Origin of the sequence: Marinobacter sp. SBS5 (assembly GCF_048285575.1) — a bacterium.
Taxonomy (GTDB): Bacteria; Pseudomonadota; Gammaproteobacteria; order Pseudomonadales; family Oleiphilaceae; genus Marinobacter.
The window spans coordinates 945,501-971,479 of sequence record NZ_JBLWAZ010000003.1 but is presented as its reverse complement, the minus strand read 5'-3'; the positions used below and the strand labels follow the sequence as shown (position 1 = coordinate 971,479).

The window sequence follows — 25,979 nt, the reverse complement described above, 5'->3', positions numbered from 1 at the left end:
GGCGAATATGTCTGTAGCACAAAATTACGGTACTGGTCGCCGCAAGTCATCCACGGCTCGGGTTTTTATCAAGCCGGGAAGCGGTAACATCTCTATCAACGGTCGCACAATCGAAGAATTTTTCGGTCGTGAGACTCTTCGGATGATCGTTCGTCAGCCGCTGGTTGTTGCGGGTTCTGAAGATCGTTTTGATATCAATATCACTGTTAAGGGTGGTGGTATCAGTGGTCAGGCTGGCGCAATTCGCCACGGTCTGACTCGCGCCCTGATGGATTACGACGAAACTCTGCGTCCAGCTATGCGTGAAGCGGGTTACGTTACCCGTGATGCTCGTAAGGTTGAGCGTAAGAAGGTTGGTCTGCGTAAAGCGCGTAAGCGTCCGCAGTTCTCCAAGCGTTAATCAGCACTTCGTGCCGATGGAAAAAACCCGATCTTTTGGTCGGGTTTTTTTGTGTCTGGAGGCTGTAAAAAATTTTGATCTGGCGCAGGGATAGGGCCAGCACCGGGCCTTTCTAACTTGTAAGCTAAGGTTAATTTCATTACCATTTCCTCGCTTATAATTTTGGGTTGTGAAGTCCTTTTCGAAGCGCAGTATCGGTGTTTCCGCGTCTGTGCCTCGCCTGATGGGAGAAAACCATAATGAGTAATGGCGACGTGAGCCAAGGTCGGCGCCGATTTCTAATCGGTGCCACATCCGTGGTAGGTGGTGTCGGCGTCGTCGGTGCAGCCGTTCCTTTCGTAGCGTCCTGGAACCCCAGTGCGAAAGCGGAAGCGGCCGGTGCTCCGGTAACAATGAATGTCGACAAAATTGAGCCAGGTCAGCAGGTGACTGTTGAGTGGCGAGGTAAGCCGGTTTGGGTTATTCGGCGGTCCAAAGAAATGCTGGATCGCGTTGAGGAAATGACCCCGCGGTTAAAAGATCCGGAATCAACAGCAGCCAGTCAGCAGCCAGAATACATCAAAGGAACCTATCGCTCTCTTAATCCGGAGTTTATGGTTCTTGTGGGTATCTGTACGCATCTGGGGTGTGTGCCTACTTATCGTCCTGAGGTGGCTCCAGCTGACTTGGGTGAAGAGTGGTTGGGTGGATTCTTCTGTCCATGTCACGGCTCTAAGTTCGATCTGTCGGGCCGAGTGCTCAACGGGCAGCCGGCACCTTTGAACCTGGTGGTGCCGCCTTACCGGTTCGATAACGATTCGACCTTGACGATTGGTCTTGATCCGGAGGCAGCGTAATGCAAAAACTTCTGAATTGGGTAGATGAGCGTCTACCGGTCATCGATGCCTGGAATAAGCACGTTGGGAAGTATTACGCGCCCAAGAACTTTAACTTCTGGTATTTCTTTGGCTCTCTGGCCATGCTTGTTCTGGTTAACCAGTTGGTTACCGGTATCTGGCTGACGATGAGCTACAACCCGTCTGGCGAAGGCGCATTCGCCTCCGTTGAGTACATCATGCGTGATGTTGAGTGGGGTTGGTTGTTGCGTTACCTGCACTCTACCGGTGCGTCGGCGTTCTTTGTGGTGGTTTACCTTCACATGTTCCGTGGCTTGATGTACGGCTCTTACCAGAAGCCCCGTGAGCTGATCTGGATCTTCGGTATGCTGATTTATCTGGTGCTGATGGCGGAAGCCTTTATGGGCTACCTGCTGCCTTGGGGTCAGATGTCTTACTGGGGTGCTCAGGTTATCGTTAACCTGTTTGGCGCTATCCCGGTCATCGGTGAAGATCTGTCTTTGTGGATTCGAGGTGACTACCTGATTTCCGGTATCACACTGAACCGCTTCTTCGCGCTGCACGTGGTTGCGCTACCGATCGTTCTACTGGCGCTGGTTGTGCTGCACATTCTGGCGTTGCACGAAGTGGGCTCAAACAACCCTGACGGCATCGACATCAAAAAGAACAAGGACGAAAACGGTATTCCGAAAGACGGTATTCCGTTCCACCCATACTACTCAGTGCATGATTTGCTGGGTGTGGCGGTGTTCTTCTTTATCTTCTTTATTGTGGTGTTCTTCTTCCCTGAAATGGGTGGTCTGTTCCTCGAGAAGCCAAACTTCGAACCAGCTAACAACCTGAAGACGCCGGCCCACATTGCTCCGGTATGGTACTTCACGCCCTTCTACGCCATGTTGCGTGCGGTAACGGTTGACCTGTTCGGTCTCGATGCCAAGTTCTGGGGTGTGGTTGTCATGGGTGCCGCGATTGCAATTCTGTTCGTGCTGCCTTGGCTGGACAGAAGCCCGGTTCGGTCAATCCGCTATAAAGGCTGGCTCAGCAAGATTGCTCTGGCGATTTTCGTGATCAGCTTTGTGGTGTTGGGTTACCTGGGCATCGTTCCGGCGACGGAAGGTCGTACCGCTGTTGCCCAGGTCCTGACCGCGCTGTACTTCGCTTACTTTATTCTCATGCCGTTCTACACACGCATGGAGAAAACCAAGCCAGTGCCAGAGAGGGTGACAGGATAATGAGAAAGCTGATATTTGGTCTTTTCATAGCGATCCTGCCGGCTCTCGGGCTGGCAGCGGGTGCCGCGGTTCCTCTGGATGAGATGGCCCCGGATCATACGGATAAAGCGTCTCTGCAGCGCGGTGCGGCTTTGTTCACCAACTACTGCATGGGTTGCCATTCCATGGAATACGCACGTTACAAGCGTGTTTCCGAGGATTTGGAAATTCCGGCAGCGCTGTATGAGGAAAACCTGATTTTCACCGGCGCCAAGATCGGGGAGTTGATGAAAAACTCCATGGACAAAGGCATGGCTGCAGGTTGGTTCGGCGCTCCGCCACCTGATCTGACGCTGGAAACTCGTTTGCGTGGTGAGTCTTGGGTGTATTCATACCTGCGTGGCTTCTACAAAGACGAAAGCCGTCCATTGGGCGTGAACAACGTGGTCTTCGATCTCGTTGGTATGCCTCATGTGTTGGTAGGTCTGCAAGGTCTGTGTGCTGTCAAGCCCAACATTGGCGTGAAGCCTACAGTTGAACCTCTCAGCGGTAACATCAATAACGGTGATGTGTGCCCTGAGTACGCCATCGAAGGCAGCATGAGCGGTGCTGAGTTCGATCAGGCAATGTGGGACCTGACCAACTTCATGTCCTATATGGGTGACCCGGTAAAGGTTGAGCGCGAGCGTCTTGGTATTTTCGTGCTGATCTTCGTGGCCATCTTCTTCGTCTTCGCATACTTGCTCAATCGCGAGTACTGGAAAGACGTACATTAAGATTTAAGGTATAATCCTTAATCCTAGATTCCAGCGGTCCCTCAAGGACCGCTGGTTTTTTGCGTTTATTGGATTGTTTCGATTTTAGAATCGTGAGGTAGCTTATATGGGCGTTGTGACCAAGCGGTCATCAATGACTTTTTTCTCGGACCCTAACAGCCATTACAGCCATCGTGTGCGGATTGTGCTGGCTGAGAAGGGTGTTACCGTTGATGTTGTTGATGTTGAGCCGGACAACCCTCCGGCAGAATTGGCGGATCTGAACCCGTACAACGCCGTACCGACATTGGTGGATCGTGATTTGGTTCTGTACGAGCCTAACATCATGATGGAGTATTTGGATGAGCGTTTCCCGCATCCACCGCTTTTGCCTGTGTACCCCGTTGCACGAGCCAACAGTCGTTTGATGATCCACCGCATTCAGAAAGACTGGTGTGCGTTAGTTGATCAGATTGTTGCTCAGCCAACAGGCAAGGCTTCAGACGCTGCTCGTAAAGAGCTGAAAGAAAGCTTGCTGGCAACCGGACCTTTGTTTGCGGAAATGCCGTTCTTCTTGTCTGAAGAGTTCACCATTGTTGACTGCTGTATTGCGCCGATTCTGTGGCGTCTGCCGGCTTTGGGTATCGAGCTGAGCGATAAGGATAAGCAGGCCAAGCCGTTGCTCAAGTATATGGAGGGTATCTTTAGTCGCGAAGGCTTTAAGGCTAGCCTTTCTGACTTAGAAGAAGATATTCGGAGCTGATGGTTTAGCGCCCGGATTCCAAATCAGGAGTTGTTGTAGTGTCTGATTTAAATATTGCCATGACCTCCAGCCGCCCCTACTTGGTAAGGGCGCTCAATGAATGGATCCTGGATAACGACTGCACGCCATATATCGTGGTGGATGCGGGGGTTCAGGGCGTTCAGGTGCCAACAGAGCACGTGGCGAATGGTCAGATTGTCCTGAATATCAGCACTGGCGCCGTAAGAGGGCTGGTGATTGGTAACGGGGCGATCGAGTTTAGCGCTCGGTTTGGTGGCGTGCCCATGCAGGTGTTTATCCCTCTGCAGGCCGTGCTGGCAATCTACGCGAAAGAAAACGGTGAGGGGATGGTGTTCGGCAGTGAACCCGGTTTTCCTGATCCTGAAGGGGGTGGGGATGATGCTCCAGCCCAGAAAGCGGACGAGCGGCCTTCGGGCAGGCCAATGCTGAAGGTAGTGAAATAGAAAAAAGCCGGTTCGCCGGCTTTTTCCTTATCCGCCAAATAGTTTCGCGTCAATCTGATCGCACAAGGCGTTGATGATTACCATCATGAGTGGTGTGGCTTCGTGAGGTGCCAAATCGTTTAGTGCGACTTCGTGGTCTTCCGGGTGCATCAGAGAGGTGATGTCGGACTTTTCCCGTGCGCTGAGGACGACGACCATCATTTCCCGGTCGTGGGCAGCTTGAATGGCCTGAATCAAGTTGGCTTTGTGGCCATCGTCAACGACCACAAACAGCAGATCCCCAGGCTTGCCTATCGCTCTCACTTGTCTTGAAAATGTATCGTTGAAGCGATTATCTCGGCAGATAGCGGAGTAGGTAGTCGCATCCGCGCCTAGGTTGATGGCGGGAAGCGCGGGACGATCTTGATCAAATCGGGAAAGGAGCGCTGTGCACAGGTATTGGGTAAGCACGTTCGCGTTGCCGTTCGCGCAAGCGATGATTTTGCCATCCTGAAGCAATGTGCCCACAAACGCGTCTGCGACACCCCCGATTGCAGGGCCTGCCGTGACGGCGGCTTGCGCTGTCTGTTCCATGTGGTTTGCAAACCAGTAATTAATTCGTTCTTCAGTGTTGGTCATGGTGCCAGTATTAACCTGCCTGAATTGCATTTTTAACCCATTGTACCCGGTATTTGCTGGTAGTTCCCGGCGTAATACCGACCACGTCGATGCGCGTCTCCGCATCCCAAAGGTTGTGTTTGTGAAGGTAAAACGAGGCTGCTCGTACCAAGCGCTTTTGTTTGCTTGGGGTGATGGAGTTTAGAGGATCCACCAAGCTGTTTGTTTTCCGGTATCGAACTTCAAAAAACACCAGCGAATTGCCGTCGAGCCCGATAAGATCAATTTCTCCGCCCCGGTTATAGACGTTGCGTTCAAGTATGGAGATGCCCCGGCTGATGAGATAGCGGGCGGCTACCCCTTCATAGAAGTCGCCTACAGCCTTTTTGCCGTCCTTGGCCATGAGTTGTCGCTGGTTGGTTGTTATTCGTCAGATACGAGTGCGTCTGGGGTTTTGGTTTCCAGCACTTCAGGTGTGCCATTAATGAATTTGGCCCACAGTTGTTCTCTGTGTATTGAGCCTGACGGGTCCATAGTCAGTGTGCCGGTATGTCCGTTAATGGCGGCATCTTTGACTTGTTGCAGGAGCGGTAAACGCTTGCTGAGTTGCCAGGCGTCCGCACCCATCGCAAATAGTCGTCCCAATTGGCCTTTGGTGCCGCTTAGATACTGTTCCGCGTTACTGCGGAGGGGGTTGTCTTCCGCAAGAACCCAGGGGATATCGGTAAAGATAACGTCGTTTAAATCACGGTCCCGGCTTGGGTTAGGGACGCCCTCGTAGGTTATAGACGGAGCGTAAACGGGGAGGTTGCCAGCAAAGTAGAATGCGAACAGAGGCTTGAATTGCCTGGCGATCGTCGGGGCCGCAACCATCACAATGGCCTCGGCATCTTGGCGTGGCCGGGGTTCGAATTCGACATTCAGGCCAATTGTGCGTTCGACATCGATTGCTCGCTGCCGGGATGCGGTGACCCCGAGGACATCTGCTGTGATGGCGCGAAGGTTGTCCTCGGGAAAGAAGCGCTGCACCTGCAAGGCCGTTACGCCAGTCTCCTGAAGCTTGGTTGTCAGGGCCGCAGCAACCCGATCGCCCCACTCGCCATTCGGGATCAGGGCCAGGATGCGCGTGATGTTGTGTTCGGCAAGCTGTTGCGCAATTTGCCGTGCTTCATCCTCGGCAGAGAGTCCGTATTGGTAAAGGCCATTAGGGGCTTTGCTGTCGCTCGGCAGATAATTCAGGCCCAGCACCGGCACCGGGAGAGTATTCATGTCAGAGAGTTCGGCCAGGCCGCTTTTCTCAAGGGGGCCAACGATCAAGTCTGCTTTGCTGGTGCTGAGTTTGTTGTATAGGTCTCGGAACGACTGGTTGGCTGTATCGACAACTCGAATATCGGTTTTGCTGCGATTGGCGCTGCTGTCGTTGTAATAGGCGGCGATGAAGCCGTCTCGGATGGCTTTACCCGCGCTAGCCAGTGGGCCGTTGAGCGGCAGTGCCAAGACAATGTTTTCGGGGCGAGAGGAGGAAATGTCGGCCATGAGGGCGAGTTCTTTTGGCAGCGTTTGGGCGGCCGGGTGTCCCGGCCAGTTGTTTTGCCACTGACGAATGAGTCTGCCTTGAGCATCGAGGTTGCCGTCAGCGTTGCTGAGTGTAGAAGCCAGTTCCAGCCAGCCTTGGTTTTCGAATCCGATGGCATTGCTGGTGCTGGACTGTAACTTTGTTGCGCTGACGCTTTTTAGTTGGTTCCAGATTTTGTCATGAAGCTTCTGGGGGCTTGTGCTGCTGTCGGTTTGGCCGAGCAAAATCAGGGTCATGGTGGCATCGAGAGGCTTGCCTGCCAGGCTTTGTGTTTGTGCTTGCAGGTGTGCCGCCCGAGCCAGTAAATCACTGGGGTAGTTAAGGAAGTCTTCGGTCTCGCTGGTTGCTGCGAGTTCTTTTGCCCAGTCGTGATCTTCGAGTTCGATCGTACTCGCCATGGCAAGCAGTCGCCGCTGTTCCTGAGGCTGGCCCTGAGCGGATTTTAGCAGATCGTGCCGAAGTATTTTTCTGGCCGCGAGATGGTTGCCTTTTTCTTGGTAATCGCTGGCTACGCGGAGAAGGTAACGTTGGGCGCGTTGAGGATCGTTTTCATCGGCCGCTATTGATAGGGCTTGTTCCGGCGTCTCGGCAACATGGGTTTCCAGATTAATGGAAGCGCAGCCGCTAAACAGAGTCATCAGTACGGCAAGAAGCGTAAACGTAGGTAATGAGTTGCGGTATGTCATCATGGCAGGCTCGGTGGTCTCCGGATCATTGGGCTTGTGATGCCGCTAATTAGCTGGCAAGTTTACCAGCTCCCGGCGTATTTCACATGACGTGCCTGTCATGGGCCGGCTATAAAACAGTGTTATTAATTCTCCGGAGTCATTTTATGCCCAGTTCTGAGCGAACGCCCGTTAGTGTCGGTGGCCAGCTTTACGTTGTCGCTACGCCGATCGGAAATCTTGACGATTTGACGGAGCGCGCGCGCCAAGTGTTGGCCAAAGCTGATTTGGTGGCGGCAGAGGATACCCGCCACAGCGGCAGGCTACTTCAGCATCTTGGGCTAAACAAGCAGATGCTTGCGCTCCATGATCACAACGAGCGCGCTCGGGTCAGTCAGGTCCTTGATGCCTTGTCGAAAGGGCAGAGTGTAGCCTTGGTGTCCGATGCGGGTACGCCTCTGATTTCAGATCCTGGGTATATACTGGTGCGAGAGGCTCGGGCAGCTGGTTATCCGGTTTCACCGATACCCGGCGCATGTGCGCTGGTGGCTGCGCTTTCGGCGGCCGGTTTGCCGACCGATCAGTTCTTGTTTGCGGGCTTTTTGCCGGCCAAGCGGGTTGGGCGAAAATCCGCGCTGGAAGGTTTTAGGCATCAGCCGGCGACACTGGTGTTCTATGAGTCTCCTCACCGAATTACCGATTTTATGGAAGATCTAATTGAGGTGATGGGGGGCGACCGGGAGTGCGTGTTAGGTCGGGAGCTGACCAAGGCCTTCGAGACCTTCTATGCGGGCCCCGCTGGTAAGGTATTGTCGGAGCTGCAAGCCGACCCGCATGGCTCCAAAGGGGAGTTCGTGGTGATGATCCGGGGCTCGGAAGATTCACCGGGCGCCGAGGCTTCAGTTGATGCCGACAAGCTGCTGGCTATGCTGGTGAAAGAGTTGCCCGTCAAAAAGGCGGCGAGAATCGTGGCGGATGTGTGCGGTTTGGGCAAAAACGAGCTCTATCAGCGCGCGTTGGAGATGAAGGAGGGCTAAAGCACTTGCGTGCTGGCGGCGGCAGGGGTATTGTCAGCCCCGAGCTCGCCAGACAGTCGCCGCCGGTTTTACCGGGGGAGGAAAGTCCGGGCTCCATAGGGCAAGGTGCCAGGTAACGCCTGGGCGGCGCGAGTCGACGGAAAGTGCAACAGAAAATATACCGCCTAAGTGCCTTCGGGCGCCGGTAAGGTTGAAATGGTGCGGTAAGAGCGCACCGCGTGACTGGCAACAGTTCACGGCATGGTAAACCCCACCTGGAGCAAGACCAAATAGGAATCCGTTGGCGTGGCCCGCGCTGGATTCGGGTAGGTTGCTTGAGGCCTGTGGTGACGCAGGCCCTAGATGAATGACTGTCCACGACAGAACCCGGCTTATCGGCGAGCTCTCTTTTTTCCTATCATTATTTAATGTGCGTACTTCTCACAACCCTGCGGTTATAGCCAAAAGATCTTATACTTTAGGTTGAGTGTCCAGAACGCCTTGCAGGTTCTTGTTTTTTCAATACTTCTCCTCGCCTTTTTAGACTCTCCATAAATTTCTAATTCGTAACCTATTGTCGTTAAAGGAACTTTTGGCGTTGTGCCGGCGAAAGCGGCGCTTGCATTGTCTTTTGCGTGTTTCTATAGTGTGCGGAAGTGGGAAAAAGTGGTTTCTAGTGGTTTTTTGTGGAATTAGCACCCTTGGATACGGCGTAAATGAGCAACTTTCTTGGCAGTCATGCCATCAATATGGACGCAAAGGGTCGCTTGGCGATCCCGACAAAGCTGCGCGAAGAGCTCGCGCAGCTTTGTGGTGGCCGTATTGTTTTGACTGCCAGTGCCAATACCGATGAAGAGCGTTGCGTGCTGCTGTACCCGGAACCCGAATGGGAAGCCTTGCGCCCCAAAATTGAGGCTCTGCCCAATATTAAGAAACCGGTTCGGCGCTTGCAGCGTCTGATGCTGGGTAATGCCGCGCCCATGGAACTGGATTCGGCAGGCCGTATTCTGGTGCCGCCCACGCTCCGAAGTTACGCGTATCTGGAAAAGAAATTGATGTTGATTGGTCAGGGAAATAAATGGGAGCTCTGGAGCGAAGAACGTTGGTTGGCTTGGCTGGATGAGTCGTCTGATGATGACGATGTGCCGCCCGAGATGGAGGCGTTGTCACTATGACCAAGCCAGATCCTGACGCGGTTGAAGGGTTCAAGCATCGGTCCGTGTTGCTCGACGAAGCTGTCGATTACCTGATTAACGACGCCTCAGGCTGTTATGTCGATGCCACATTCGGGCGCGGTGGCCATAGTCGGCTGATTCTGAGTCAGCTCAACGAACAAGGGCGCTTGTTGGGTATTGATAAAGATCCGGAGGCAATTCGGGTGGCTGAGGAGCTGGCGGCCGGTGATCAGCGCTTTGACTGGTTTCACGGCTCATTTTCCGAGCTGGCTGGGGCGTTGGACGCTCAACAGTGGCCAACTGTCAACGGTGTGTTGATGGATCTGGGGGTGTCGTCGCCGCAGCTGGACGATGCCGCTCGCGGCTTTTCCTTCATGCGGGACGGTCCTTTAGACATGCGGATGAATCCGCAGCAGGCGCCAAGCGCCGCGCAATGGTTGGCCAGTGCTGACGAGAAAGACATTGCAGATGTGATTTTCCGGTACGGCGAAGAGCGTTTCTCTCGCCGTATTGCGCGTTTGGTAGTTCAGCGCCGAGCTGAAGAGCCTTTGGTAACAACTCGGCAGTTGGCTGAGTTGGTGGCCGAAGCAGTACCGAAGAAAGAGAAGCATAAACACCCGGCAACACGCACCTTTCAGGCGATCCGAATCTTTATCAATCGGGAGCTGGAAGACTTGGAAGTCGGGTTAAAGGTCGCCGCAGAGCGTCTGGCGCCCGGCGGCAGGTTGGTAGTGATCAGTTTTCATTCTCTGGAAGATCGCTTGGTAAAGCGGTTTATGAGAGATCTGGCTCAAGGGCCAAAGATTCCAAAAGGTGTGCCAGTGACGGCAGAGCAGATGCAGTCTTCTTACCGTCTGATCGGTAAGGCCAATAAGGCCAGCGATCACGAAATAGACGAGAACGTTCGGGCCCGCAGCGCTGTTATGCGAGTGCTGGAACGAAGAACTCACTGAAGCGAATTCGCAAGGGAGCGAGACGCCATGGGCGCCGTAGCTATAGAACAACCAACGAAAACCGCAAAGCTCAATAAAGAGAAGGTCAGAGACGGCGTTGTCTCCGCGGTTCGTGTTTCCAGAGAAGTCTTTGAGGCAGCTTGTGAAAGACAGGTGCTCGTGTCTTTGGTGCTGATACTGGCGCTAACGGTATCGGCCATTGGTGTGGTGGTGAGCGCCCACGAGAACCGGGAGCTGTTCAATACACTGTCGACGCTGCAGCAGCAACGCGACGCGCATGAGCGGGAATGGAGTCAGCTGTTATTAGAGCAGAGTGCTCTGAGTGCCCATGGGCGTGTTGAGAAGTTGGCAGCAGAACGTTTTGGTATGAGGGTTCCCGGGCGCCAGGATATCGTGCTGGTGCCTTTGATGACGCCGATTGCGGCTAACTAAAACTATAACAGCAGCAAGGTGGCCAATTTGTCCGCTCGAAGCGAACAGACAAACAGCAGGGTGCAGCGACTGGCGGCAGGCTTGAAAGCTTGGCGCTTTTACTCTGTGCTGGGCGTTTTTCTGATGGTGATGCTGGGCATTGGCTGGCGCCTGACCGATTTGCTTGTCGTCGACAATGATTTCCTGCGCCAGCAGGGCGATGTCCGGACCATTCGCACCGAGTCGATTGATGCTCATCGTGGCGTGGTCACTGATCGCCATGGGGAGCCGTTGGCGGTGAGTACACCGGTCCAGACTGTGTGGGCGAACCCGTCAGAGATTGATCCTGAACACCCTAAGTTGGCGGTGCTTGCCCGCGTGTTGGAGTTGTCCGAAGGGGAGCTGCGCCAGCGCCTTCGTGATTATGCCAGTCGTGAATTTATTTACCTGCGCCGCAAAGTGCAGCCTGCGATGGCAAAAGAGGCTTTGGCGCTGGGCCTGGGAGGCATCTATGCCCGTCAGGAATATCGGCGCTACTACCCTGCGGGCGAAGTGACCGCGCACGTTGTCGGGTTCACCAATATTGATGAGGATGGCCAGGAAGGTATTGAACTGGCCTATAACCAATGGCTCGAAGGTGAGCCGGGTGCCAAACGAGTACTGAAGGATCGTCGCGGTCACATCATTAAAGATCTTATGTTGGTGCGCGATGCTCGCCCGGGTAAGGATCTTGAGTTGAGTATCGATCTCCGGCTCCAGTATCTCGCCTACCGGGAATTGAAAGCAGTTGTCGGTGCCCATAAGGCTCGCGGTGGCACGTTAGTTATGCTGGATGTCAGTACGGGCGAAGTGCTGGCGATGGTTAATCAGGGGTCTTACAACCCGAATGACCGGTCTCAGTTGGCGGTCGAGAATTTGCGCAATAAGGCCATCACCGATTTGTTTGAGCCAGGTTCCACCATCAAGCCGCTGACCATCGCAGCGGCTCTGGAGTCTGGTGAGTACAGCGCCAATAGCACCATCGACACGTCGCCCGGCTATCGTCGTTTCGGACGTTTCACCATTCGGGATCATCGCAATTACGGCGTGATGGACTTGACCAAGATCATCGTCAAATCCAGCAACGTCGGGGTCAGCAAAATAGCGAATGATCTAGGCGGGGATGTTTTAAGCAACCTGTTCTCTCGTATGGGCTTGGGGCAGGCGACAGGTATTGGTTTTCCTGGGGAGGCAGTCGGTGTGCTTCCCGCGCGCCCGAAATGGCGACCGGTTGAAGAAGCAACGCTTTCATACGGCTATGGCCTCAGCGTAAATGCGTTGCAGTTGGCGCAGGCGTACATGGTGCTGGCCAATGGCGGTATTCGGTATCCAGTCAGTCTGCTGAAGCAAGAGCGGAGGCCTCAAGGTCAGCGGGTTCTGAGTGAAAAAGTGACCTACGAAGTCCGGCAGATGCTGAAAGACGCAGTAGCAAAAGGTACTGGTGGCAGAGCTCAGCCCGGCTTGTACGCGGCTGGCGGAAAAACCGGAACGGTACACCTCGTCGGTGCACACGGCTATGAAGACAGTATGTACAAGGCCATTTTTGCGGGAATGGCACCGATTGACGACCCGAAAATCGTAACGGTAGTGGCCGTAGACGCGCCTCAGTCTGGCGAGTATTACGGTGGTGAAGTGGCTGCGCCGGTGTTTGCCCGGGTCATGGGGGATGCGTTGCGGTTGCTAAACGTTAAGCCGGAGCTGGAAGTTTCCGGTGTTGGGCCGGTGGCTGTCGCGTCAGGAGATAGGGGGTAGCTATGTGTATCACGTCGATCAGTACCCTTTTGCAAGGCATCGTAGATGTACCTTCGGTGTTCGATGTCACTATCCATGGCCTGCAGACGGACAGTCGTAAGGTTACCTCTGGCGATGCATTTGTTGCTTTGTCGGGTGTGGAGACCCTTGCAGATGCCTATGTCGAACAAGCGATATCGGCTGGCGCCACGGCTGTTCTGCTGGAAGCGAAAATCCCGCAAGAGTGCCACGAACGCCAGGGCGCGTTGATTGTCCCGGTTGTTGGCCTACGGGATCAATTAGGGCGCATCGCTACCCGGTTTTTTGAACATCCTTCCCGGCATTTACGAGTTGTTGGTGTGACGGGTACCAACGGTAAAACGTCGGTCACGCAATACATTTCGGCTCTGCTTAAAGAAGCGGGTACACCCTGCGGCGTGCTGGGTACTTTGGGTTATGGAATGCCCGGCAACTTGCAGCCTGCAACTCATACCACGCCCGATGTGGTTCAGGTCAATCGGATACTGCACCAAATACGTCGTGACGGCGGTCGTGCCGCGGTCATGGAAGTGTCCTCCCATGCTTTGGAGCAGGGGCGAATAAATAAAGTCGCGATGACCGGGGCGGTATTTACCAACCTGACCCGGGATCACCTGGATTATCACGGCACCATGGAAGCCTATGGCGAGGCTAAGGCACGTTTGTTCCGCCGTGAAGAACTGCACTTTTCTGTGATCAACTTTGATGATCCGTTCGGGCGTCAGTTGTACGAGCAGACGGAAGGGTTTTGTGACCGGGTGCGTTACAGTCTTCATGAAGCGCAGACAGAGCTGTGGTTGAAAGAGTTTACCCCGACGGCATCGGGTTTTCGTGCAGTGGTTGATGGTCTCTGGGGTGAGTTTGAATTGGAGGTGCCTCTGTTGGGTAGCTTCAACGCGAGCAATGTTCTGGCCGCTTTGGCGACGGTGTTAACGCTCGGCGTACCGGTTGATCGTGCCGTTGATGCCTGCTCCCGGTTAGTGCCTCCTGCGGGCCGATTGGAAAAGTACACAGGTGCAGACGGGCGTTGTGTGGTGGTTGATTACGCCCACACTCCCGACGCCCTGTCGAATGCGCTGGCGGCTTTGCGCCCCCACGCGGAAGGTAAGTTGATCTGCGTGTTTGGTTGCGGCGGTGACCGTGACCCGGGCAAACGCCCTGAAATGGCCGCCGAAGCACAAAAAGGTGCGGATGTGGTCATCGTGACGGATGACAATCCGAGATCAGAAGACCCGGTACAAATCGCCAAAGATATTGAGAAAGGTTTTTCTGAAGCTGGTCAGTATCAGGTTATCCACGACCGGGCGAAGGCAATTGCGGAAGCGGTGGCCATGGCCGGTCCGAAGGATCTGGTGCTGATTGCCGGCAAGGGGCATGAAACTTGGCAGGAAGTAGCTGGCCAAAAACTGCCATTTAGTGATGCCGAACAGGTGCGGAACCAGTTGCACCTGAATGGAGGTGTGGCATGATGCGCGCCTTTTCGCTGGCAGAAGCCAAGACTTGGCTTGGCGCAACGCTGGCGGGCAAGTCTGTTGACCTTGACGCTGTGCAGTTTAAGGGCGTGTCCACAGATACTCGCGCGGTGGGCGATGGACAGCTATTTGTGGCGCTGCGCGGAGAACGTTTCGATGGCCACAAATTCCTGGAGCAGGCGCGCTCACAGGGCGCTGTAGCTGCGGTTGTCGATTCGGTGGACGAGTCGGTTGCGTTGCCTCAGCTGGTGGTCGAAGACACGGTGAACGCACTTGCGGCGCTGGCAGCTGGTAATCGCAACGTGAGCGATGCGAAGTTGATTGCCATCACCGGCAGCAGCGGAAAGACAACCGTTCGACAGTTAACCGCATCCATTCTCGAGCAGATGGGTGAGGTGTTGGCGACCGAAGGTAATCTGAATAACCACATCGGTGTGCCGTTAACGTTATTCCGGATGTCGCCGGAGCATCAGTACGGAGCCGTTGAACTGGGCGCGAGTGGTCTGGGTGAAATCGCTCATACCGTAGCGATTGTGCGTCCGCAGGTGGTGATTCTGACCAATGCCGGTCAGGCGCATCTGGAAGGCTTTGGTAGTTATCAGAACATCATCAAAGCGAAAGGCGAAATCATTGATGGCGTGGCCGAGCAAGGCTTGGTCGTGCTGAATCGTGATGACCCCGCCTTTGCTCAATGGCGTGAGCGAGCCGGCCAACGCCGGGTCGTGAGTGTGTCTCGGAAGAATCATCCGGAGGCCGACTATTACGCTGTCGCTGAGGTGGCATCGGATCAGACTATGACGGTCACAGCGGAGGGACCGGAAGGTTGGAGTTCTACATTCTCATTACCGCTCGTCGGTGAGCACAATGTCAGCAATGCCTTGTGTGCCATTGCCGCGTGTCGAGAGTTGGGAGCGAGTGATCAGCAGCTCGTTGAGGGCTTGAGTGGCGTGCAGGCTGTTAAAGGCCGCCTGCAGGTGGCAGAGCTTACGCCGGGGTTGACCCTGATCGACGACAGCTACAACGCTAACCCTGCATCCATGAAGGCCGCGATCGACGTGCTTTCAGGATACGAAGGGCAGCGAGTGGCTGTCTTGGGTGCGATGGCTGAGCTGGGTGAGCAGGGCGATGACCTGCACGCTGAGGTTGGTGCGCACGCCAAAGAAAAAGGTATTGAACGTCTGTTGCTGGTGGGTCCCGGTTGTGGGGGCTATGCCAATGGCTTCGGACAAGGTGCTGAACAATTCCAGACCCATGAGCAAGCTGTGAACGCCATCGTTGATGGTCGACAGGGTGCCATGGTTGTGCTGGTGAAAGGTTCTCGAAGTTCCGCCATGGATCGCGTGGTGGAGGGAATGCAGACAAAGGTGAAAAACGCATGCTGCTCTGGCTGACAGAGGTTTTATCTCAATATTTTTCTGCGCTGACGGTGTTTCAGTACCTGACCGTGCGCGCCATTTTGGGTGTGCTGACGGCGCTCCTGATTTCGCTAATGATCGGTCCACTGATGATCCGGAAACTCAGCCAGTACCAGATTGGTCAGGCGGTCCGTGATGACGGCCCTCAGACCCATCTCAGCAAAGCCGGCACGCCGACCATGGGTGGCGCGTTGATCTTGGTGGCGATTGCCATTTCTACCTTGCTGTGGGCCGACCTGAGCAACCGTTATGTTTGGACAGTTTTGCTGGTCACCATCCTATTCGGAGCGATTGGCTGGGTGGATGACTACCGCAAAGTGGTTGAGCGCAACCCGCGTGGCCTGCCAGGACGTTGGAAGTATTTTTGGCAATCGGTGATCGGGGCAGCTGCCGCCGTGGTTCTGTATGCGACCTCAACTTTGCCGCAGGAAACATCGCTTTATCTGCCGTTTCTGAAAAACGTGTCGCTGACTCTGGGGCCAGTACTGTTCATTTTGCTGACCTATTTCGTAATTGTCGGTAGCAGTAATGCGGTGAATCTCACCGACGGTCTCGACGGATTGGCCATTATGCCCACCGTGATGGTGGCAGGCGCGCTCGCCATTTTCGCTTACGTATCCGGGCACGCACAATTTGCGAATTATCTGTTGATTCCGCACCTCCCGGGCACCGGTGAATTGATCGTGTTCTGTTGCGCGCTCGTGGGCGCAGGGCTTGGCTTCTTGTGGTTCAACACCTATCCCGCGCAAGTGTTTATGGGGGACGTAGGTGCGCTGGCCTTGGGTGCAGCACTGGGTGTGGTTGCTGTCATTGTTCGGCAGGAAATTGTGCTGTTCATCATGGGTGGCGTGTTTGTGATGGAAACCATCTCGGTCATCCTTCAGGTGGCTTCCTTCCGCCTGACCGGGCGCCGGATCTTCCGTATGGCGCCTTTGCACCATCATTTTGAGCTCAAGGGTTGGCCGGAGCCGCGAGTCATCGTGCGGTTTTGGGTGATCACCGTGGTTCTTGTACTGATTGGCTTGGCCAGTCTGAAACTCCGATAGGAAAGTAACGTCGCTATGAGTCTCATTGTTTCGGATCGTCGCACATTGATCGTAGGGCTCGGGAAAACCGGGCTCTCGTGTGTGCGCTATTTGTCCGAACAAGGTCGGGCTGTGGCGGTGGCTGATAGCCGGACTAACCCTCCCGGGCTGCAAGAGCTGAAAGCGGGGTGGCCGGAAGTGCCGGTGCATTTGGGTGAATTCGATACGAGCCTGTTTGCGGGTTTCAGCGAACTTGTGGTCAGCCCTGGCATCAGTGTCGCGGACCCGGCTATAGCAGCAGCTGCGGATCAGGGCGCGCTTATTCGCGGTGATATTGACCTGTTTGCGGAAGCAGCTGATGCGCCCGTGATAGCCATCACCGGGTCAAACGGAAAAACTACCGTGACCACCCTGTTGGGTGAAATGGCCAAAGCAGCGGACCGAAACGTGCAAGTTGGCGGCAATATTGGTACGCCAGCGCTGGATTTGCTCGGTAAGGGCGCGGACCTGTACATCCTTGAGGTGTCGAGTTTCCAGCTGGAGACCACCGAGGCGCTTAATGCCGTGGCCGCGACCGTACTGAATGTCAGTGACGATCACATGGATCGTTACCCGGACAAAATGGCGTATTTTCAAGCTAAACAACGGGTGTATCGGGGCTGCAAGAATGCGGTCGTGAATCTCGACGATGCCCTGAGTACGCCGATGGCACGGGATAACGTGCGCTTTCTGTGCTTTGGCTTCAACCGGGTAAACCCCGACACCTTCAGTACCCGGGATGACGATCGGGGGACCTGGATTACGTTTGGCTTTGACAACTTGTTACTGGCCAGCGAATTGAAACTGATGGGGCGCCATAACATCAGCAATGTTATGGCTGCCTTGGCGCTAGGTCATGCAGCCGGCTTGCCTATGCCTGTCATGCTGGATGTGGCACGAGAGTTTCGTGGTTTGCCGCACCGCTGCGAGTTTGTTCGGAATCTGGAGGGCGTTGATTACGTCAATGATTCAAAAGGCACCAATGTGGGCGCAACGGTCGCTGCGATCGAAAGTCTGGCGCAGGAACAAGGCAAGGTGGTTTTGATTGCCGGGGGCGATGGTAAAGGGGCCGATTTCGCACCTTTGGCCAGGCCAGTTAGCGCGTGTTGTCGCGCCGTCGTGTTGATCGGGCGGGATGCAGGCGCAATGTCCGATGCGCTGGGGCAAGACGTCGAAAAGATTCGGGCAGAGTCACTGGCTCAAGCAATAACGAAAGCTCGGGATGTGGCCAGCGCGGGCGACCGGATACTGTTGTCGCCTGCTTGCGCCAGTTTTGACATGTTCAAAGATTATAACGACCGCGGAGATCAGTTCCGTGCGTTGGTGGAGGCGCTGTGATGCAAGTAGCAGCCAGCTTTCCGCAGCATCAGACCAAAGGTCTTGAATTTCAGCCGCTGCCAGTATTGGTGCTGACTTCAGTGGCTCTGCTAGTGATTGGCATGGTGATGATTTCGTCGGCTTCTATGGACGTAGCGGCTGCGACGCTGGGTAACAGTTATCACTACGTGGTTAGGCAGGTGATTTTCGCCATGCTGGGCTGTTTGGCGGCCTTGGTTGCCGTGAACATCCCGATTTCCTGGTGGGAGCGTAGTGGTTGGCTGCTATTGGGTATCGGCTTGATGGTTCTGATTTTGGTTTTGACGCCACTCGGTCGCACGGTTAACGGGTCAACCCGATGGATACCCATGGGCGTCTTCAACGTTCAGGTTTCCGAGGTGGCCAAGCTTTGTTTGATCGCTTACCTCTCGGGTTATGTGGTGCGCCGCCGGGAAGCCTTGCTGAACGATTGGTCGGGATTTTTCCGGCCTTTGCTGGTTCTGGGACTGGCGGTTGGCTTGCTGATGATCGAGCCGGATTTTGGCGCCTCAGTGGTGTTAAGTGCCGCGGCTGCCGGAGTGATCTTCCTGAGCGGCGTTCGGCTCACGCGTTTTCTTCCGCTGATTGGCCTGATGGTCGTTGCCGGGACGGTACTGGTTGTCAGTGCGCCATATCGTTTGAAGCGGGTCGTGAGCTATCTCGATCCTTGGAAAGATCAGTTTGATAGTGGCTACCAGCTCACTCAATCGTTAATTGCATTTGGTCGAGGTGAGTGGACCGGCGTGGGGCTGGGCAACTCAGTACAGAAACTTTTCTTTTTGCCAGAAGCCCACACGGACTTCATCTTCGCGATCATTGCCGAAGAATTCGGCCTTCTGGGGGCGCTGATCGTGGTAGGTCTGTTTACCGCTTTGGTGGTCAGTGGTTTCGTCATTGGTCGCCGTGCCGAACGAAGTGGTATGCCGTTCGGGGCTTGTTTCAGTTACGGCATCTCGATGCTGGTCGGTTTGCAGGCCGCCATCAATATGTGTGTTACCACCGGCCTTTTGCCCACCAAGGGATTGACTCTTCCTTTGGTGAGCTACGGTGGTTCCAGTTTGTTGGTTACCTGCGTCGGGCTCGGCATCATGGCGCGGGTCGAAATGGAGCGCTTGGACAAAGAAAAAATGGCTGCAGAAAAGCCTGTCCGAAAAGTAAGAGGGGGCGCGGTTTATGATTAGTCCTCGTCGCTTCCTGATGATGGCCGGTGGAACGGGTGGTCACGTATTTCCTGCACTGGCCACGGCTCGAGCTCTGCAAGAGCAAGGCCACGAAGTGCATTGGCTCGGTGCCAAAGGTGGCATGGAAGAGCGGTTAATAGGAGAGACCGAGATTCCGCTGTCTTTGATTCACATCAAGGGGCTGCGGGGCAAAGGCAAGCTGGCATTGCTGTTAGCGCCGTTCCGCCTGATGCGGGCTCTTGGTGAAGCATACACACTGCTGCGCAAGATCAACCCGGACTGTGTTGTTGGTATGGGTGGGTTTGTTACCGGGCCGGGCGGTGTGGCTGCCTGGTTGCTGCGCAAGCCGCTGATCATACACGAGCAGAATGCCGTAGCGGGTATGACCAATCGCCTTCTAACGCGTTTCGCAAGCATTGTGCTGGAAGCTTTTCCGGGCAGCTTTGGTGATAAGACGGTGACCCGCTGCACGGGCAATCCAGTGCGCAAAGATTTGGCGGCGCTACCGGTGCCCGAGCAGCGTTTGGCCGGAAGAACCACGCCGGCAAGGATTTTAGTGGTAGGCGGAAGCTTGGGGGCTCAGGTGTTTAACCAACAGTTGCCTAAAGCGTTAGCGATCTTGCCTGAGAGCGAGCGGCCGGAAGTGCGACATCAGTGCGGCGAGAAGAACGCCGACGCCGCACGCGAAGCCTATGAATCCGCTGGCATCAACGCCAGCGTTGAGCCGTTTATCCGCGATATGGCAGAAGCCTATAACTGGGCTGACCTTGTGATTTGCCGAGCCGGAGCTTTGACCGTCTCGGAGTTGTGTGCAGCCGGTGTTGGTGCCGTGCTGGTGCCGTTTCCACACGCCGTGGACGATCATCAAACACGCAATGGTCAGCACATGGTAAAAGCGGGTGCGGCCATTTTGGTGCCCCAATCTCAGCTGACGCCGGACGTACTGGCCGACACCTTGAAAGATTTGACGGGTAACCGAGAACGCATTCTGAACATGGCACAGGCCGCCCGTTCGCTGGCGCGCCCTGATGCTACGGAGAGAGTTGTGAATTACTGTCTGGAGGCCGCCAATGGCTGATTCGAACAATACGCCGCTGGTGTATCAGGTTCCCGAAATGCGCCGTATTCGCGGTATCCACTTTATTGGTATCGGCGGCGCAGGTATGAGCGGTATTGCCGAGGTTCTGAAGAACCAAGGCTATGACGTATCTGGCTCCGATATCAAAGAGAGTGTGGTAACCGATCGCCTCCGTGCTATGGGCATTCAGGTTTATATTGGCCATCGTGAAGAAAACAGTGCGAACGCCGATGTCGTGGTTGTGTCGTCTGCCGTGTCCTCGGATAACCCGGAAGTGGTGTCAGCGCGCAGTCGCCGGGTGCCCATCGTACCTCGTGCCGAGATGCTGGCAGAGATTATGCGCTATCGCCACGGTATTGCTGTTGCTGGTACTCACGGTAAAACCACGACCACCAGCCTGATTGCATCGGTCTTTGGTGAAGCCGGATTGGACCCCACCTTCGTGATTGGTGGCAAGCTCAATAGCGCCGGTACCAACGCCAAGCTGGGTGGTTCCCGTTACTTGGTGGCTGAAGCCGATGAAAGCGATGCGTCCTTCTTGCACCTGACCCCCACGATTTCGGTGGTCACCAATATCGAAGCGGACCATATGGAAACCTATGGCGGCGATATTGAAAAGCTGAAGCAGACCTTCGTGGACTTCCTGCACAACCTGCCGTTCTATGGCATCGCGGTTATGTGCGTGGATGATCCTTATGTTCGGGAAATTATCCCGCGCATTTCCCGGGCCATCATCACCTATGGCATAGACAACCCGGATGCAGACTATCGGGCCGAGAATATTTCTTCGGACGGCCTCAAGACCCGTTTCGTGGTGCGTCGCCCGGGCGGCCGCCCTGATCTGGATGTCGAACTGAAAATGCCGGGCCGGCACAACGTTCTGAACGCGCTTGCAGTGATCGCCGTGGCCACCGATGAAGGTGTTGATGACAAGGCTATCTGTCGTGGCTTGGCAGGCTTTGCCGGTGTGGGACGTCGTTTCCAAGTATACGGAGAGTACAAGACAGCCAACGCGCAGGCCACGTTGGTGGATGACTACGGTCACCATCCCACTGAGGTGGAGGCGGTCATCAAGGCTGCCCGAGGCGCATGGCCGAATCGCCGTATTGTGATGCTGTATCAGCCTCACCGTTTCACCCGCACACGCGACCTGTACGAAGATTTTGTCCGGGTGCTTTCCGAAGTCGATGGCCTGTTGTTGATGGACGTTTATTCGGCGGGCGAGGCAGCGGTTCCAGGAGCGGATGGTCGTGCGCTGTGCCGCAGCATTCGCCAGCGCGGCAACGTCGAGCCGGTATTTGTTGAAGACAACCAAGAAATTGAAGGTCTTCTGGAAAAAATGCTTCAAGACGGCGACTTGTTGATTACCCAAGGCGCCGGTGACATTGGCGGTGTGGCTGCACGCCTCGCCGCAGCGGGAGTAGCGAAGAGTGAGTGATATGAGCCATACCGACTCCGATAACTATCTGGCATCGCCCGAGCTGGTTAAAGCATTGGGCCGGGTTGCTGTCTTTATGGGAGGTGACTCAGCTGAGCGGGAGGTTTCCCTGAACAGTGGCGGAGCCGTCTTGGCAGCCTTGCAGTCGGCGGGTGTCGATGCCCACGGAATTGACGTTCAAGGCTGTATGCTGCGCACCGTGGAATCACCGGCGTTTGACCGGGTGTTTATCGCGCTGCATGGTCGCGGCGGTGAAGACGGCACGCTGCAGGCGATTCTGCAGCAGGCGGGCATTCCTTACACCGGTAGTGAAGTTCTGGCGTCGGCACTGGCCATGGACAAATTGCGCACAAAGTACGTGTTCGAAGGTTGTGGCCTGCCAACCCCGGCTTTTCGGTCCATGAAATCCGCTGATGAAGCTGAAGATATTGTTGCAAAGCTCGGAACCCCGCTGAGCGTCAAGCCGGCGCACGAGGGTTCAAGCATTGGTATTCGGAAGGTTCGCAGTGTGGCTGAGCTGGTAGAAGCCTACGAAACCGCAGCAGCCATGGACGACCTGGTACTGGTTGAGCAGTGGATTGAAGGGCCCGAATTTACCGTCAGCCTGCTACAAGACAAAGCGTTGCCAGCGATTGGTCTGAGTACCGACCACGACTTTTACGATTACGACGCGAAGTATTTGGCGGATGACACCCGCTACCGCATTCCCTGTGGTTTGCCGGTCGATAAAGAACTGAAGTTACAGCAGTTGGCGCTGGATGCGTTCCGCGTGGTCGGCTGCCGCACTTGGGGCCGAGTGGACATCATGCAGGATGCGGAAGGTAAGTTCTGGCTGCTTGAAGTAAACACAGTACCGGGAATGACCGATCACAGCTTGGTACCTATGGCTGCCAAGGCCGCCGGCATCGGCTTTCAGGAGCTGGTGGTGAGGATATTGGAAGACACTTTGGTGGAGGCACCGAATGCTTGAAACACTACTGATCCGGAGCCGGGCGGTACCGCCTGAGCAGCCCCGGCGACGGGGGGCAACCACCCTAGAGCCAGGGCAAGACCGGTTTGGTGTGTTGAAAGCTATTTTGGCGGCCGTGCCTTGGTTACAGGTCGGTTTGGGAGCAACGGTTGTTCTGCTGGCGGCTCTGGTTCCCTGGGGAACAGATCGCCTGTTGACGGCGATGGACCAACAGATCTTGGCTGTGGATGTTCAGGGCCAGTTTGTCGGAGACAGTCGAGTAGCTGTGGAGCGAGCAGCCGGTGCCTGGATCGGGAAGAGCTACTTTTCCACCGATCTTGCTGACATCAAGGCGGCGTTGGAACAGCGGCCATGGGTTGAATCCGCGGCGGTAAAGCGAGTTTGGCCTGGTCGTTTGGTGATTGATATCCGCGAGAAGAAGCCTCTGGCTTACTGGAGTGATGGGCGGCTGGTCAGTCGTTCAGGCGAGCTGTTCTCGCCGCCGAATCCGGAGGTGGCTGGGCGTTTGCCAAAGCTGTCGGGGCCGGATGAGAGGGTGAGAGAGGTCATCACCATGGCGCGGAGCATGAGCGAACAGCTTTATGGCTACGGCCTTGGTTTTGCCGGGCTAGCGCTCGAGGCCCGAGGTGCATGGACGCTGACACTGGCAAATGGAATTGAAGTGGTGTTGGGGCGCGACAAAGTCGAACAGCGATTTGATCGCTTCATAACAGTTTACGAGAACCGGTTGGCGTCCCGTGTGGACGAGGTCAGCCGGGTAGATGCTCGCTATACAAACGGCATAGCGGTGCAGTGGAAAGCGGATGCAGCAGTTGCTGCACCGAAGTCCTGATAACGATTATTACGAACTTGGGGTTTGGTGAATCACATGTCATCGGTTGAAACGGAAAACATGATTGTCGGCCTGGATATCGGAACCTCCAAGGTGGTTGCGATCGTCGGCAAACGCAAAATGGATGGAACCATTGAAGTCGTCGGAATTGGCTCTCACCCATCCCGAGGGCTAAAGCGCGGAGTGGTGGTGAACATTGAGGTCACCGTGCAAGCCATTCAGAGGGCGGTGGAAGAAGCTGAACTGATGGCAGGCTGCCGGATTCATTCCGTGTATGCGGGAATCGCGGGGAGCCACATCAAGAGCCTGAACTCCCACGGCATCGTTGCGATCCGGGATCGGGAAGTGACCCAAGCGGACATTGATCGGGTTATTGATGCGGCTCAGGCGGTAGCGATCCCCGCGGATCAGAAAGTGCTGCACATTCTTCCGCAGGAATTCGTGATCGATAACCAGGAAGGCATTAAAGAACCGATGGGCATGTCCGGCGTCCGGCTGGAAGCCAAGGTTCATTTGGTGACTTGCGCTGTCAACGCGGCTCAGAACATTGATAAGTGTGTAAAGCGCTGCGGACTGGAAGTGGATGACATCATCCTGGAGCAACTGGCTTCCAGCCACGCAATTCTGACCGAAGACGAGAAAGAGCTCGGTGTGTGTGTCGTCGATATCGGTGGCGGAACCACCGACATTGCGGTGTTTACCGGTGGTGCAATCCGGCATACCGCGGTGATTCCAATCGCCGGTGATCAGGTGACCAATGACATCGCTATGGCTCTGCGCACGCCGACTCAGAATGCGGAAGAAATCAAGATCAAGTACGCCTGCGCGTTGACTCAGCTAGCAGGTGCTGAAGACACCATCAAGGTGCCCAGTGTTGGCGATCGTGCGCCACGCGACCTTTCCCGACAAGCGTTGGCGGAAGTTGTAGAGCCTCGCTACGAAGAGCTGTTTACCTTGGTGCAGTCAGAATTACGCCGCTCGGGATTCGAAGACATGATTCCCGCGGGCATCGTTATTACAGGCGGTTCTTCCACCATGGAAGGGGTGGTGGAACTGGCTGAAGAGATCTTTCACATGCCGGTAAGGCTGGCCTGTCCGCAGGCTGTCTCCGGTATGACGGAGGTGGTTAACAACCCGATCTACGCCACCGGCGTTGGGTTGTTGATTCATGGTTTCCGGCAAATGGATCTTGGCCGGGCACCGGTGCTCAAAAGTGAGGATGCTCCCTCATTGGTCGAGCGCATGAAAGCCTGGTTTACCGGTCAGTTCTGACGGTGAGCAGGAGCAGTACACGAAGGTTTCTCGAAAATACAAAACGAATGAAATAACCGGTCTGGATAGACCGGAAACAGCACGAAGGAGTAGGGGATATGTTTGAACTCGTTGATAATGTTCAACAAAGCGCAGTAATTAAGGTTGTCGGTGTTGGCGGTGGCGGTGGTAACGCCGTACGTCACATGCTTAACAGCGACATTGAAGGCGTAGAATTTATTTGCGCCAACACAGACGCCCAGGCTCTAACGGACCTGGACGCGCGTCAAATTATTCAACTCGGCGGCAACATCACCAAGGGGTTGGGTGCAGGTGCTAACCCGGAAGTCGGACGTCAGTCCGCACTCGAAGATCGTGATCGCATTGCGGAGGCACTGAGCGGTTCCGACATGGTGTTCATTACCGCTGGCATGGGTGGCGGTACCGGTACAGGTGCTGCTCCGATTGTTGCCGAAGTGGCCCGTGAGCTGGGGATTCTGACTGTGGCGGTGGTTACTAAACCGTTCCAGTTCGAAGGTGGCAAGCGCATGAGCGTTGCGGAATCCGGTTTGAAAGAGCTGGAAGAAAGCGTCGACTCACTGATCACCATCCCGAACGAAAAACTGCTGGCGGTCATGGGTAAGAAAACCAGCCTACTGGACGCATTCGCAGCGGCCAATGATGTGCTGCTGGGTGCGGTGCAGGGTATCGCCGACCTGATTACCCGTAACGGTATGATCAACGTCGACTTTGCTGACGTGAAGACGGTGATGTCCGAGATGGGCATGGCGATGATGGGTACTGCCCGAGCAACGGGTGAAAACCGTGCGCAGGAAGCGGCTGAAGCTGCTGTTCGTAGCCCGCTTCTTGAAGACGTTAACCTGCAGGGCGCCAAAGGTATTCTGGTTAACATCACCGCTGGTATGGACTTGAACTTGGGTGAGTTCACCGAAGTGGGTGACATTATCCGTGAATTCGCATCCGAATCTGCCACCGTTGTTGTGGGTACTGTGATCGATCCGGAAATGACAGAAGAGCTGAAGGTCACGGTTGTCGCGACTGGCCTGGGTGGTGATCGTGAGAAGCCAACCAAGGTGGTGGATAACTCCCGCACTCTGGATGGCAAAACTGATTACAACCAGCTGGATCGCCCAGCCATTCTGCGTCGTCGCGCGGTCACGCAAGGCAACGTAGCACTGGACCAGAGCAAAGAAAGCGAAGAGCAAGGCGTGGACTATCTCGATATTCCCGCATTCCTTCGTCGGCAGGCTGATTGATAGTCTGGTTCGTT

25 protein-coding genes and 1 other RNA gene are annotated in these 25,979 nt (G+C 55.3%); 23 read left to right on the top strand and 3 right to left on the bottom strand.

Annotated features, from left to right (window positions below):
• Positions 1-7 precede the first annotated feature (7 nt).
• The 6 genes from rpsI (at position 8) to ACNQ6O_RS11515 (ending at position 4,429) form a co-directional block, all read left to right on the top strand.
• Entirely contained in the window at positions 8-400 is a 393-nt protein-coding gene (gene rpsI, locus ACNQ6O_RS11540; RefSeq protein ID WP_114332874.1) for a 30S ribosomal protein S9, read from the top strand.
• Positions 401-639: 239 nt separating this feature from the next.
• The gene (gene petA, locus ACNQ6O_RS11535) at positions 640-1,236 is read left to right on the top strand and encodes a ubiquinol-cytochrome c reductase iron-sulfur subunit (protein ID WP_418053350.1); all 597 of its coding nucleotides are present in this window, start codon (positions 640-642) and stop codon (positions 1,234-1,236) included.
• Complete coding sequence (locus ACNQ6O_RS11530) at positions 1,236-2,468, top strand: cytochrome b (protein ID WP_418053349.1); 1,233 nt, start codon at positions 1,236-1,238, stop codon at positions 2,466-2,468. Before petA ends, ACNQ6O_RS11530 begins: the two co-directional genes overlap by 1 nt.
• The gene (locus ACNQ6O_RS11525) at positions 2,468-3,223 is read left to right on the top strand and encodes a cytochrome c1 (protein ID WP_418053348.1); all 756 of its coding nucleotides are present in this window, start codon (positions 2,468-2,470) and stop codon (positions 3,221-3,223) included. Before ACNQ6O_RS11530 ends, ACNQ6O_RS11525 begins: the two co-directional genes overlap by 1 nt.
• Before the next feature lie 106 nt (positions 3,224-3,329).
• Positions 3,330-3,965, top strand: a complete 636-nt coding sequence (locus ACNQ6O_RS11520) for a glutathione S-transferase N-terminal domain-containing protein (protein WP_418053347.1) — start codon at positions 3,330-3,332, stop codon at positions 3,963-3,965.
• 59 nt (positions 3,966-4,024) lie between these two features.
• Complete coding sequence (locus ACNQ6O_RS11515; protein ID WP_418053386.1) at positions 4,025-4,429, top strand: ClpXP protease specificity-enhancing factor; 405 nt, start codon at positions 4,025-4,027, stop codon at positions 4,427-4,429.
• A gap of 27 nt (positions 4,430-4,456) precedes the next feature.
• On the opposite strand, the gene ACNQ6O_RS11510 is transcribed toward ACNQ6O_RS11515, so the two are convergent.
• From ACNQ6O_RS11510 to ACNQ6O_RS11500, 3 genes are read right to left on the bottom strand one after another with little or no spacing between them, the layout of a single operon-like run.
• Positions 4,457-5,047, bottom strand: a complete 591-nt coding sequence (locus ACNQ6O_RS11510) for an SIS domain-containing protein (protein ID WP_418053385.1) — start codon at positions 5,045-5,047, stop codon at positions 4,457-4,459.
• Positions 5,048-5,057: 10 nt separating this feature from the next.
• Positions 5,058-5,429 (bottom strand): YraN family protein, encoded by a 372-nt coding sequence (locus ACNQ6O_RS11505; RefSeq protein ID WP_418053346.1) that lies wholly within the window; start codon positions 5,427-5,429, stop codon positions 5,058-5,060.
• 20 nt (positions 5,430-5,449) lie between these two features.
• Positions 5,450-7,291: a penicillin-binding protein activator gene (locus ACNQ6O_RS11500; protein ID WP_418053345.1), complete on the bottom strand. Its 1,842-nt coding sequence runs from the start codon at positions 7,289-7,291 to the stop codon at positions 5,450-5,452.
• A 143-nt stretch (positions 7,292-7,434) separates the two neighbouring features.
• On the opposite strand from ACNQ6O_RS11500, the gene rsmI reads away from it, so the two are divergent.
• The 17 genes from rsmI (at position 7,435) to ftsZ (ending at position 25,965) form a co-directional block, all read left to right on the top strand.
• Positions 7,435-8,304, top strand: a complete 870-nt coding sequence (rsmI, locus tag ACNQ6O_RS11495) for a 16S rRNA (cytidine(1402)-2'-O)-methyltransferase (protein WP_418053344.1) — start codon at positions 7,435-7,437, stop codon at positions 8,302-8,304.
• A gap of 40 nt (positions 8,305-8,344) precedes the next feature.
• Positions 8,345-8,694: RNase P RNA component class A (gene rnpB, locus ACNQ6O_RS11490), an RNA gene on the top strand.
• A 305-nt stretch (positions 8,695-8,999) separates the two neighbouring features.
• Positions 9,000-9,458, top strand: coding sequence for a division/cell wall cluster transcriptional repressor MraZ (gene mraZ / locus ACNQ6O_RS11485; RefSeq protein WP_418053343.1), 459 nt, complete (start codon positions 9,000-9,002; stop codon positions 9,456-9,458).
• A complete protein-coding gene (gene rsmH / locus ACNQ6O_RS11480) occupies positions 9,455-10,411 on the top strand; it encodes a 16S rRNA (cytosine(1402)-N(4))-methyltransferase RsmH (RefSeq protein WP_418053342.1) in 957 nt (318 codons plus the stop codon). The genes mraZ and rsmH overlap by 4 nt, the downstream gene beginning before the upstream one ends.
• 27 nt (positions 10,412-10,438) lie before the next feature.
• Entirely contained in the window at positions 10,439-10,843 is a 405-nt protein-coding gene (ftsL, locus tag ACNQ6O_RS11475) for a cell division protein FtsL (RefSeq protein WP_418053341.1), read from the top strand.
• Positions 10,844-10,870: 27 nt separating this feature from the next.
• The gene (locus ACNQ6O_RS11470) at positions 10,871-12,613 is read left to right on the top strand and encodes a peptidoglycan D,D-transpeptidase FtsI family protein (protein WP_418053340.1); all 1,743 of its coding nucleotides are present in this window, start codon (positions 10,871-10,873) and stop codon (positions 12,611-12,613) included.
• 2 nt (positions 12,614-12,615) lie between these two features.
• Positions 12,616-14,100 carry a UDP-N-acetylmuramoyl-L-alanyl-D-glutamate--2,6-diaminopimelate ligase gene (locus ACNQ6O_RS11465; protein ID WP_418053339.1) on the top strand — a complete coding sequence of 495 codons (1,485 nt, stop codon included), beginning with the start codon at positions 12,616-12,618 and terminating at the stop codon, positions 14,098-14,100.
• Positions 14,097-15,494, top strand: a complete 1,398-nt coding sequence (locus ACNQ6O_RS11460) for a UDP-N-acetylmuramoyl-tripeptide--D-alanyl-D-alanine ligase (protein WP_418053338.1) — start codon at positions 14,097-14,099, stop codon at positions 15,492-15,494. Before ACNQ6O_RS11465 ends, ACNQ6O_RS11460 begins: the two co-directional genes overlap by 4 nt.
• Positions 15,479-16,564 carry a phospho-N-acetylmuramoyl-pentapeptide-transferase gene (mraY, locus tag ACNQ6O_RS11455; RefSeq protein WP_418053337.1) on the top strand — a complete coding sequence of 362 codons (1,086 nt, stop codon included), beginning with the start codon at positions 15,479-15,481 and terminating at the stop codon, positions 16,562-16,564. Before ACNQ6O_RS11460 ends, mraY begins: the two co-directional genes overlap by 16 nt.
• A gap of 15 nt (positions 16,565-16,579) precedes the next feature.
• Complete coding sequence (gene murD / locus ACNQ6O_RS11450) at positions 16,580-17,920, top strand: UDP-N-acetylmuramoyl-L-alanine--D-glutamate ligase (RefSeq protein ID WP_418053336.1); 1,341 nt, start codon at positions 16,580-16,582, stop codon at positions 17,918-17,920.
• Complete coding sequence (gene ftsW, locus ACNQ6O_RS11445; RefSeq protein WP_418053335.1) at positions 17,920-19,119, top strand: putative lipid II flippase FtsW; 1,200 nt, start codon at positions 17,920-17,922, stop codon at positions 19,117-19,119. Before murD ends, ftsW begins: the two co-directional genes overlap by 1 nt.
• Positions 19,112-20,197, top strand: a complete 1,086-nt coding sequence (murG, locus tag ACNQ6O_RS11440) for an undecaprenyldiphospho-muramoylpentapeptide beta-N-acetylglucosaminyltransferase (protein WP_418053334.1) — start codon at positions 19,112-19,114, stop codon at positions 20,195-20,197. The genes ftsW and murG overlap by 8 nt, the downstream gene beginning before the upstream one ends.
• Positions 20,190-21,635 (top strand): UDP-N-acetylmuramate--L-alanine ligase, encoded by a 1,446-nt coding sequence (gene murC, locus ACNQ6O_RS11435; protein WP_418053333.1) that lies wholly within the window; start codon positions 20,190-20,192, stop codon positions 21,633-21,635. The genes murG and murC overlap by 8 nt, the downstream gene beginning before the upstream one ends.
• A 1-nt stretch (position 21,636) precedes the next feature.
• Positions 21,637-22,605 carry a D-alanine--D-alanine ligase gene (locus ACNQ6O_RS11430; RefSeq protein ID WP_418053332.1) on the top strand — a complete coding sequence of 323 codons (969 nt, stop codon included), beginning with the start codon at positions 21,637-21,639 and terminating at the stop codon, positions 22,603-22,605.
• The gene (locus ACNQ6O_RS11425) at positions 22,598-23,437 is read left to right on the top strand and encodes a cell division protein FtsQ/DivIB (RefSeq protein ID WP_418053331.1); all 840 of its coding nucleotides are present in this window, start codon (positions 22,598-22,600) and stop codon (positions 23,435-23,437) included. The genes ACNQ6O_RS11430 and ACNQ6O_RS11425 overlap by 8 nt, the downstream gene beginning before the upstream one ends.
• A 36-nt stretch (positions 23,438-23,473) precedes the next feature.
• Positions 23,474-24,709 (top strand): cell division protein FtsA, encoded by a 1,236-nt coding sequence (gene ftsA, locus ACNQ6O_RS11420; protein ID WP_418053330.1) that lies wholly within the window; start codon positions 23,474-23,476, stop codon positions 24,707-24,709.
• A gap of 98 nt (positions 24,710-24,807) precedes the next feature.
• Positions 24,808-25,965 (top strand): cell division protein FtsZ, encoded by a 1,158-nt coding sequence (ftsZ, locus tag ACNQ6O_RS11415; RefSeq protein ID WP_199007668.1) that lies wholly within the window; start codon positions 24,808-24,810, stop codon positions 25,963-25,965.
• Positions 25,966-25,979: the final 14 nt, after the last annotated feature.

Coding starts and splice junctions, on each gene's coding strand:
- rpsI (WP_114332874.1), top strand. CDS start 8: ATGTCTGTAGCACAAAATTACGGTACTGGTCGCCGCAAGTCATCCACG.
- petA (WP_418053350.1), top strand. CDS start 640: ATGAGTAATGGCGACGTGAGCCAAGGTCGGCGCCGATTTCTAATCGGT.
- ACNQ6O_RS11530 (WP_418053349.1), top strand. CDS start 1,236: ATGCAAAAACTTCTGAATTGGGTAGATGAGCGTCTACCGGTCATCGAT.
- ACNQ6O_RS11525 (WP_418053348.1), top strand. CDS start 2,468: ATGAGAAAGCTGATATTTGGTCTTTTCATAGCGATCCTGCCGGCTCTC.
- ACNQ6O_RS11520 (WP_418053347.1), top strand. CDS start 3,330: ATGGGCGTTGTGACCAAGCGGTCATCAATGACTTTTTTCTCGGACCCT.
- ACNQ6O_RS11515 (WP_418053386.1), top strand. CDS start 4,025: ATGACCTCCAGCCGCCCCTACTTGGTAAGGGCGCTCAATGAATGGATC.
- ACNQ6O_RS11510 (WP_418053385.1), bottom strand. CDS start 5,047: ATGACCAACACTGAAGAACGAATTAATTACTGGTTTGCAAACCACATG.
- ACNQ6O_RS11505 (WP_418053346.1), bottom strand. CDS start 5,429: ATGGCCAAGGACGGCAAAAAGGCTGTAGGCGACTTCTATGAAGGGGTA.
- ACNQ6O_RS11500 (WP_418053345.1), bottom strand. CDS start 7,291: ATGATGACATACCGCAACTCATTACCTACGTTTACGCTTCTTGCCGTA.
- rsmI (WP_418053344.1), top strand. CDS start 7,435: ATGCCCAGTTCTGAGCGAACGCCCGTTAGTGTCGGTGGCCAGCTTTAC.
- mraZ (WP_418053343.1), top strand. CDS start 9,000: ATGAGCAACTTTCTTGGCAGTCATGCCATCAATATGGACGCAAAGGGT.
- rsmH (WP_418053342.1), top strand. CDS start 9,455: ATGACCAAGCCAGATCCTGACGCGGTTGAAGGGTTCAAGCATCGGTCC.
- ftsL (WP_418053341.1), top strand. CDS start 10,439: ATGGGCGCCGTAGCTATAGAACAACCAACGAAAACCGCAAAGCTCAAT.
- ACNQ6O_RS11465 (WP_418053339.1), top strand. CDS start 12,616: ATGTGTATCACGTCGATCAGTACCCTTTTGCAAGGCATCGTAGATGTA.
- ACNQ6O_RS11460 (WP_418053338.1), top strand. CDS start 14,097: ATGATGCGCGCCTTTTCGCTGGCAGAAGCCAAGACTTGGCTTGGCGCA.
- mraY (WP_418053337.1), top strand. CDS start 15,479: ATGCTGCTCTGGCTGACAGAGGTTTTATCTCAATATTTTTCTGCGCTG.
- murD (WP_418053336.1), top strand. CDS start 16,580: ATGAGTCTCATTGTTTCGGATCGTCGCACATTGATCGTAGGGCTCGGG.
- ftsW (WP_418053335.1), top strand. CDS start 17,920: ATGCAAGTAGCAGCCAGCTTTCCGCAGCATCAGACCAAAGGTCTTGAA.
- murG (WP_418053334.1), top strand. CDS start 19,112: ATGATTAGTCCTCGTCGCTTCCTGATGATGGCCGGTGGAACGGGTGGT.
- murC (WP_418053333.1), top strand. CDS start 20,190: ATGGCTGATTCGAACAATACGCCGCTGGTGTATCAGGTTCCCGAAATG.
- ACNQ6O_RS11430 (WP_418053332.1), top strand. CDS start 21,637: ATGAGCCATACCGACTCCGATAACTATCTGGCATCGCCCGAGCTGGTT.
- ACNQ6O_RS11425 (WP_418053331.1), top strand. CDS start 22,598: ATGCTTGAAACACTACTGATCCGGAGCCGGGCGGTACCGCCTGAGCAG.
- ftsA (WP_418053330.1), top strand. CDS start 23,474: ATGTCATCGGTTGAAACGGAAAACATGATTGTCGGCCTGGATATCGGA.
- ftsZ (WP_199007668.1), top strand. CDS start 24,808: ATGTTTGAACTCGTTGATAATGTTCAACAAAGCGCAGTAATTAAGGTT.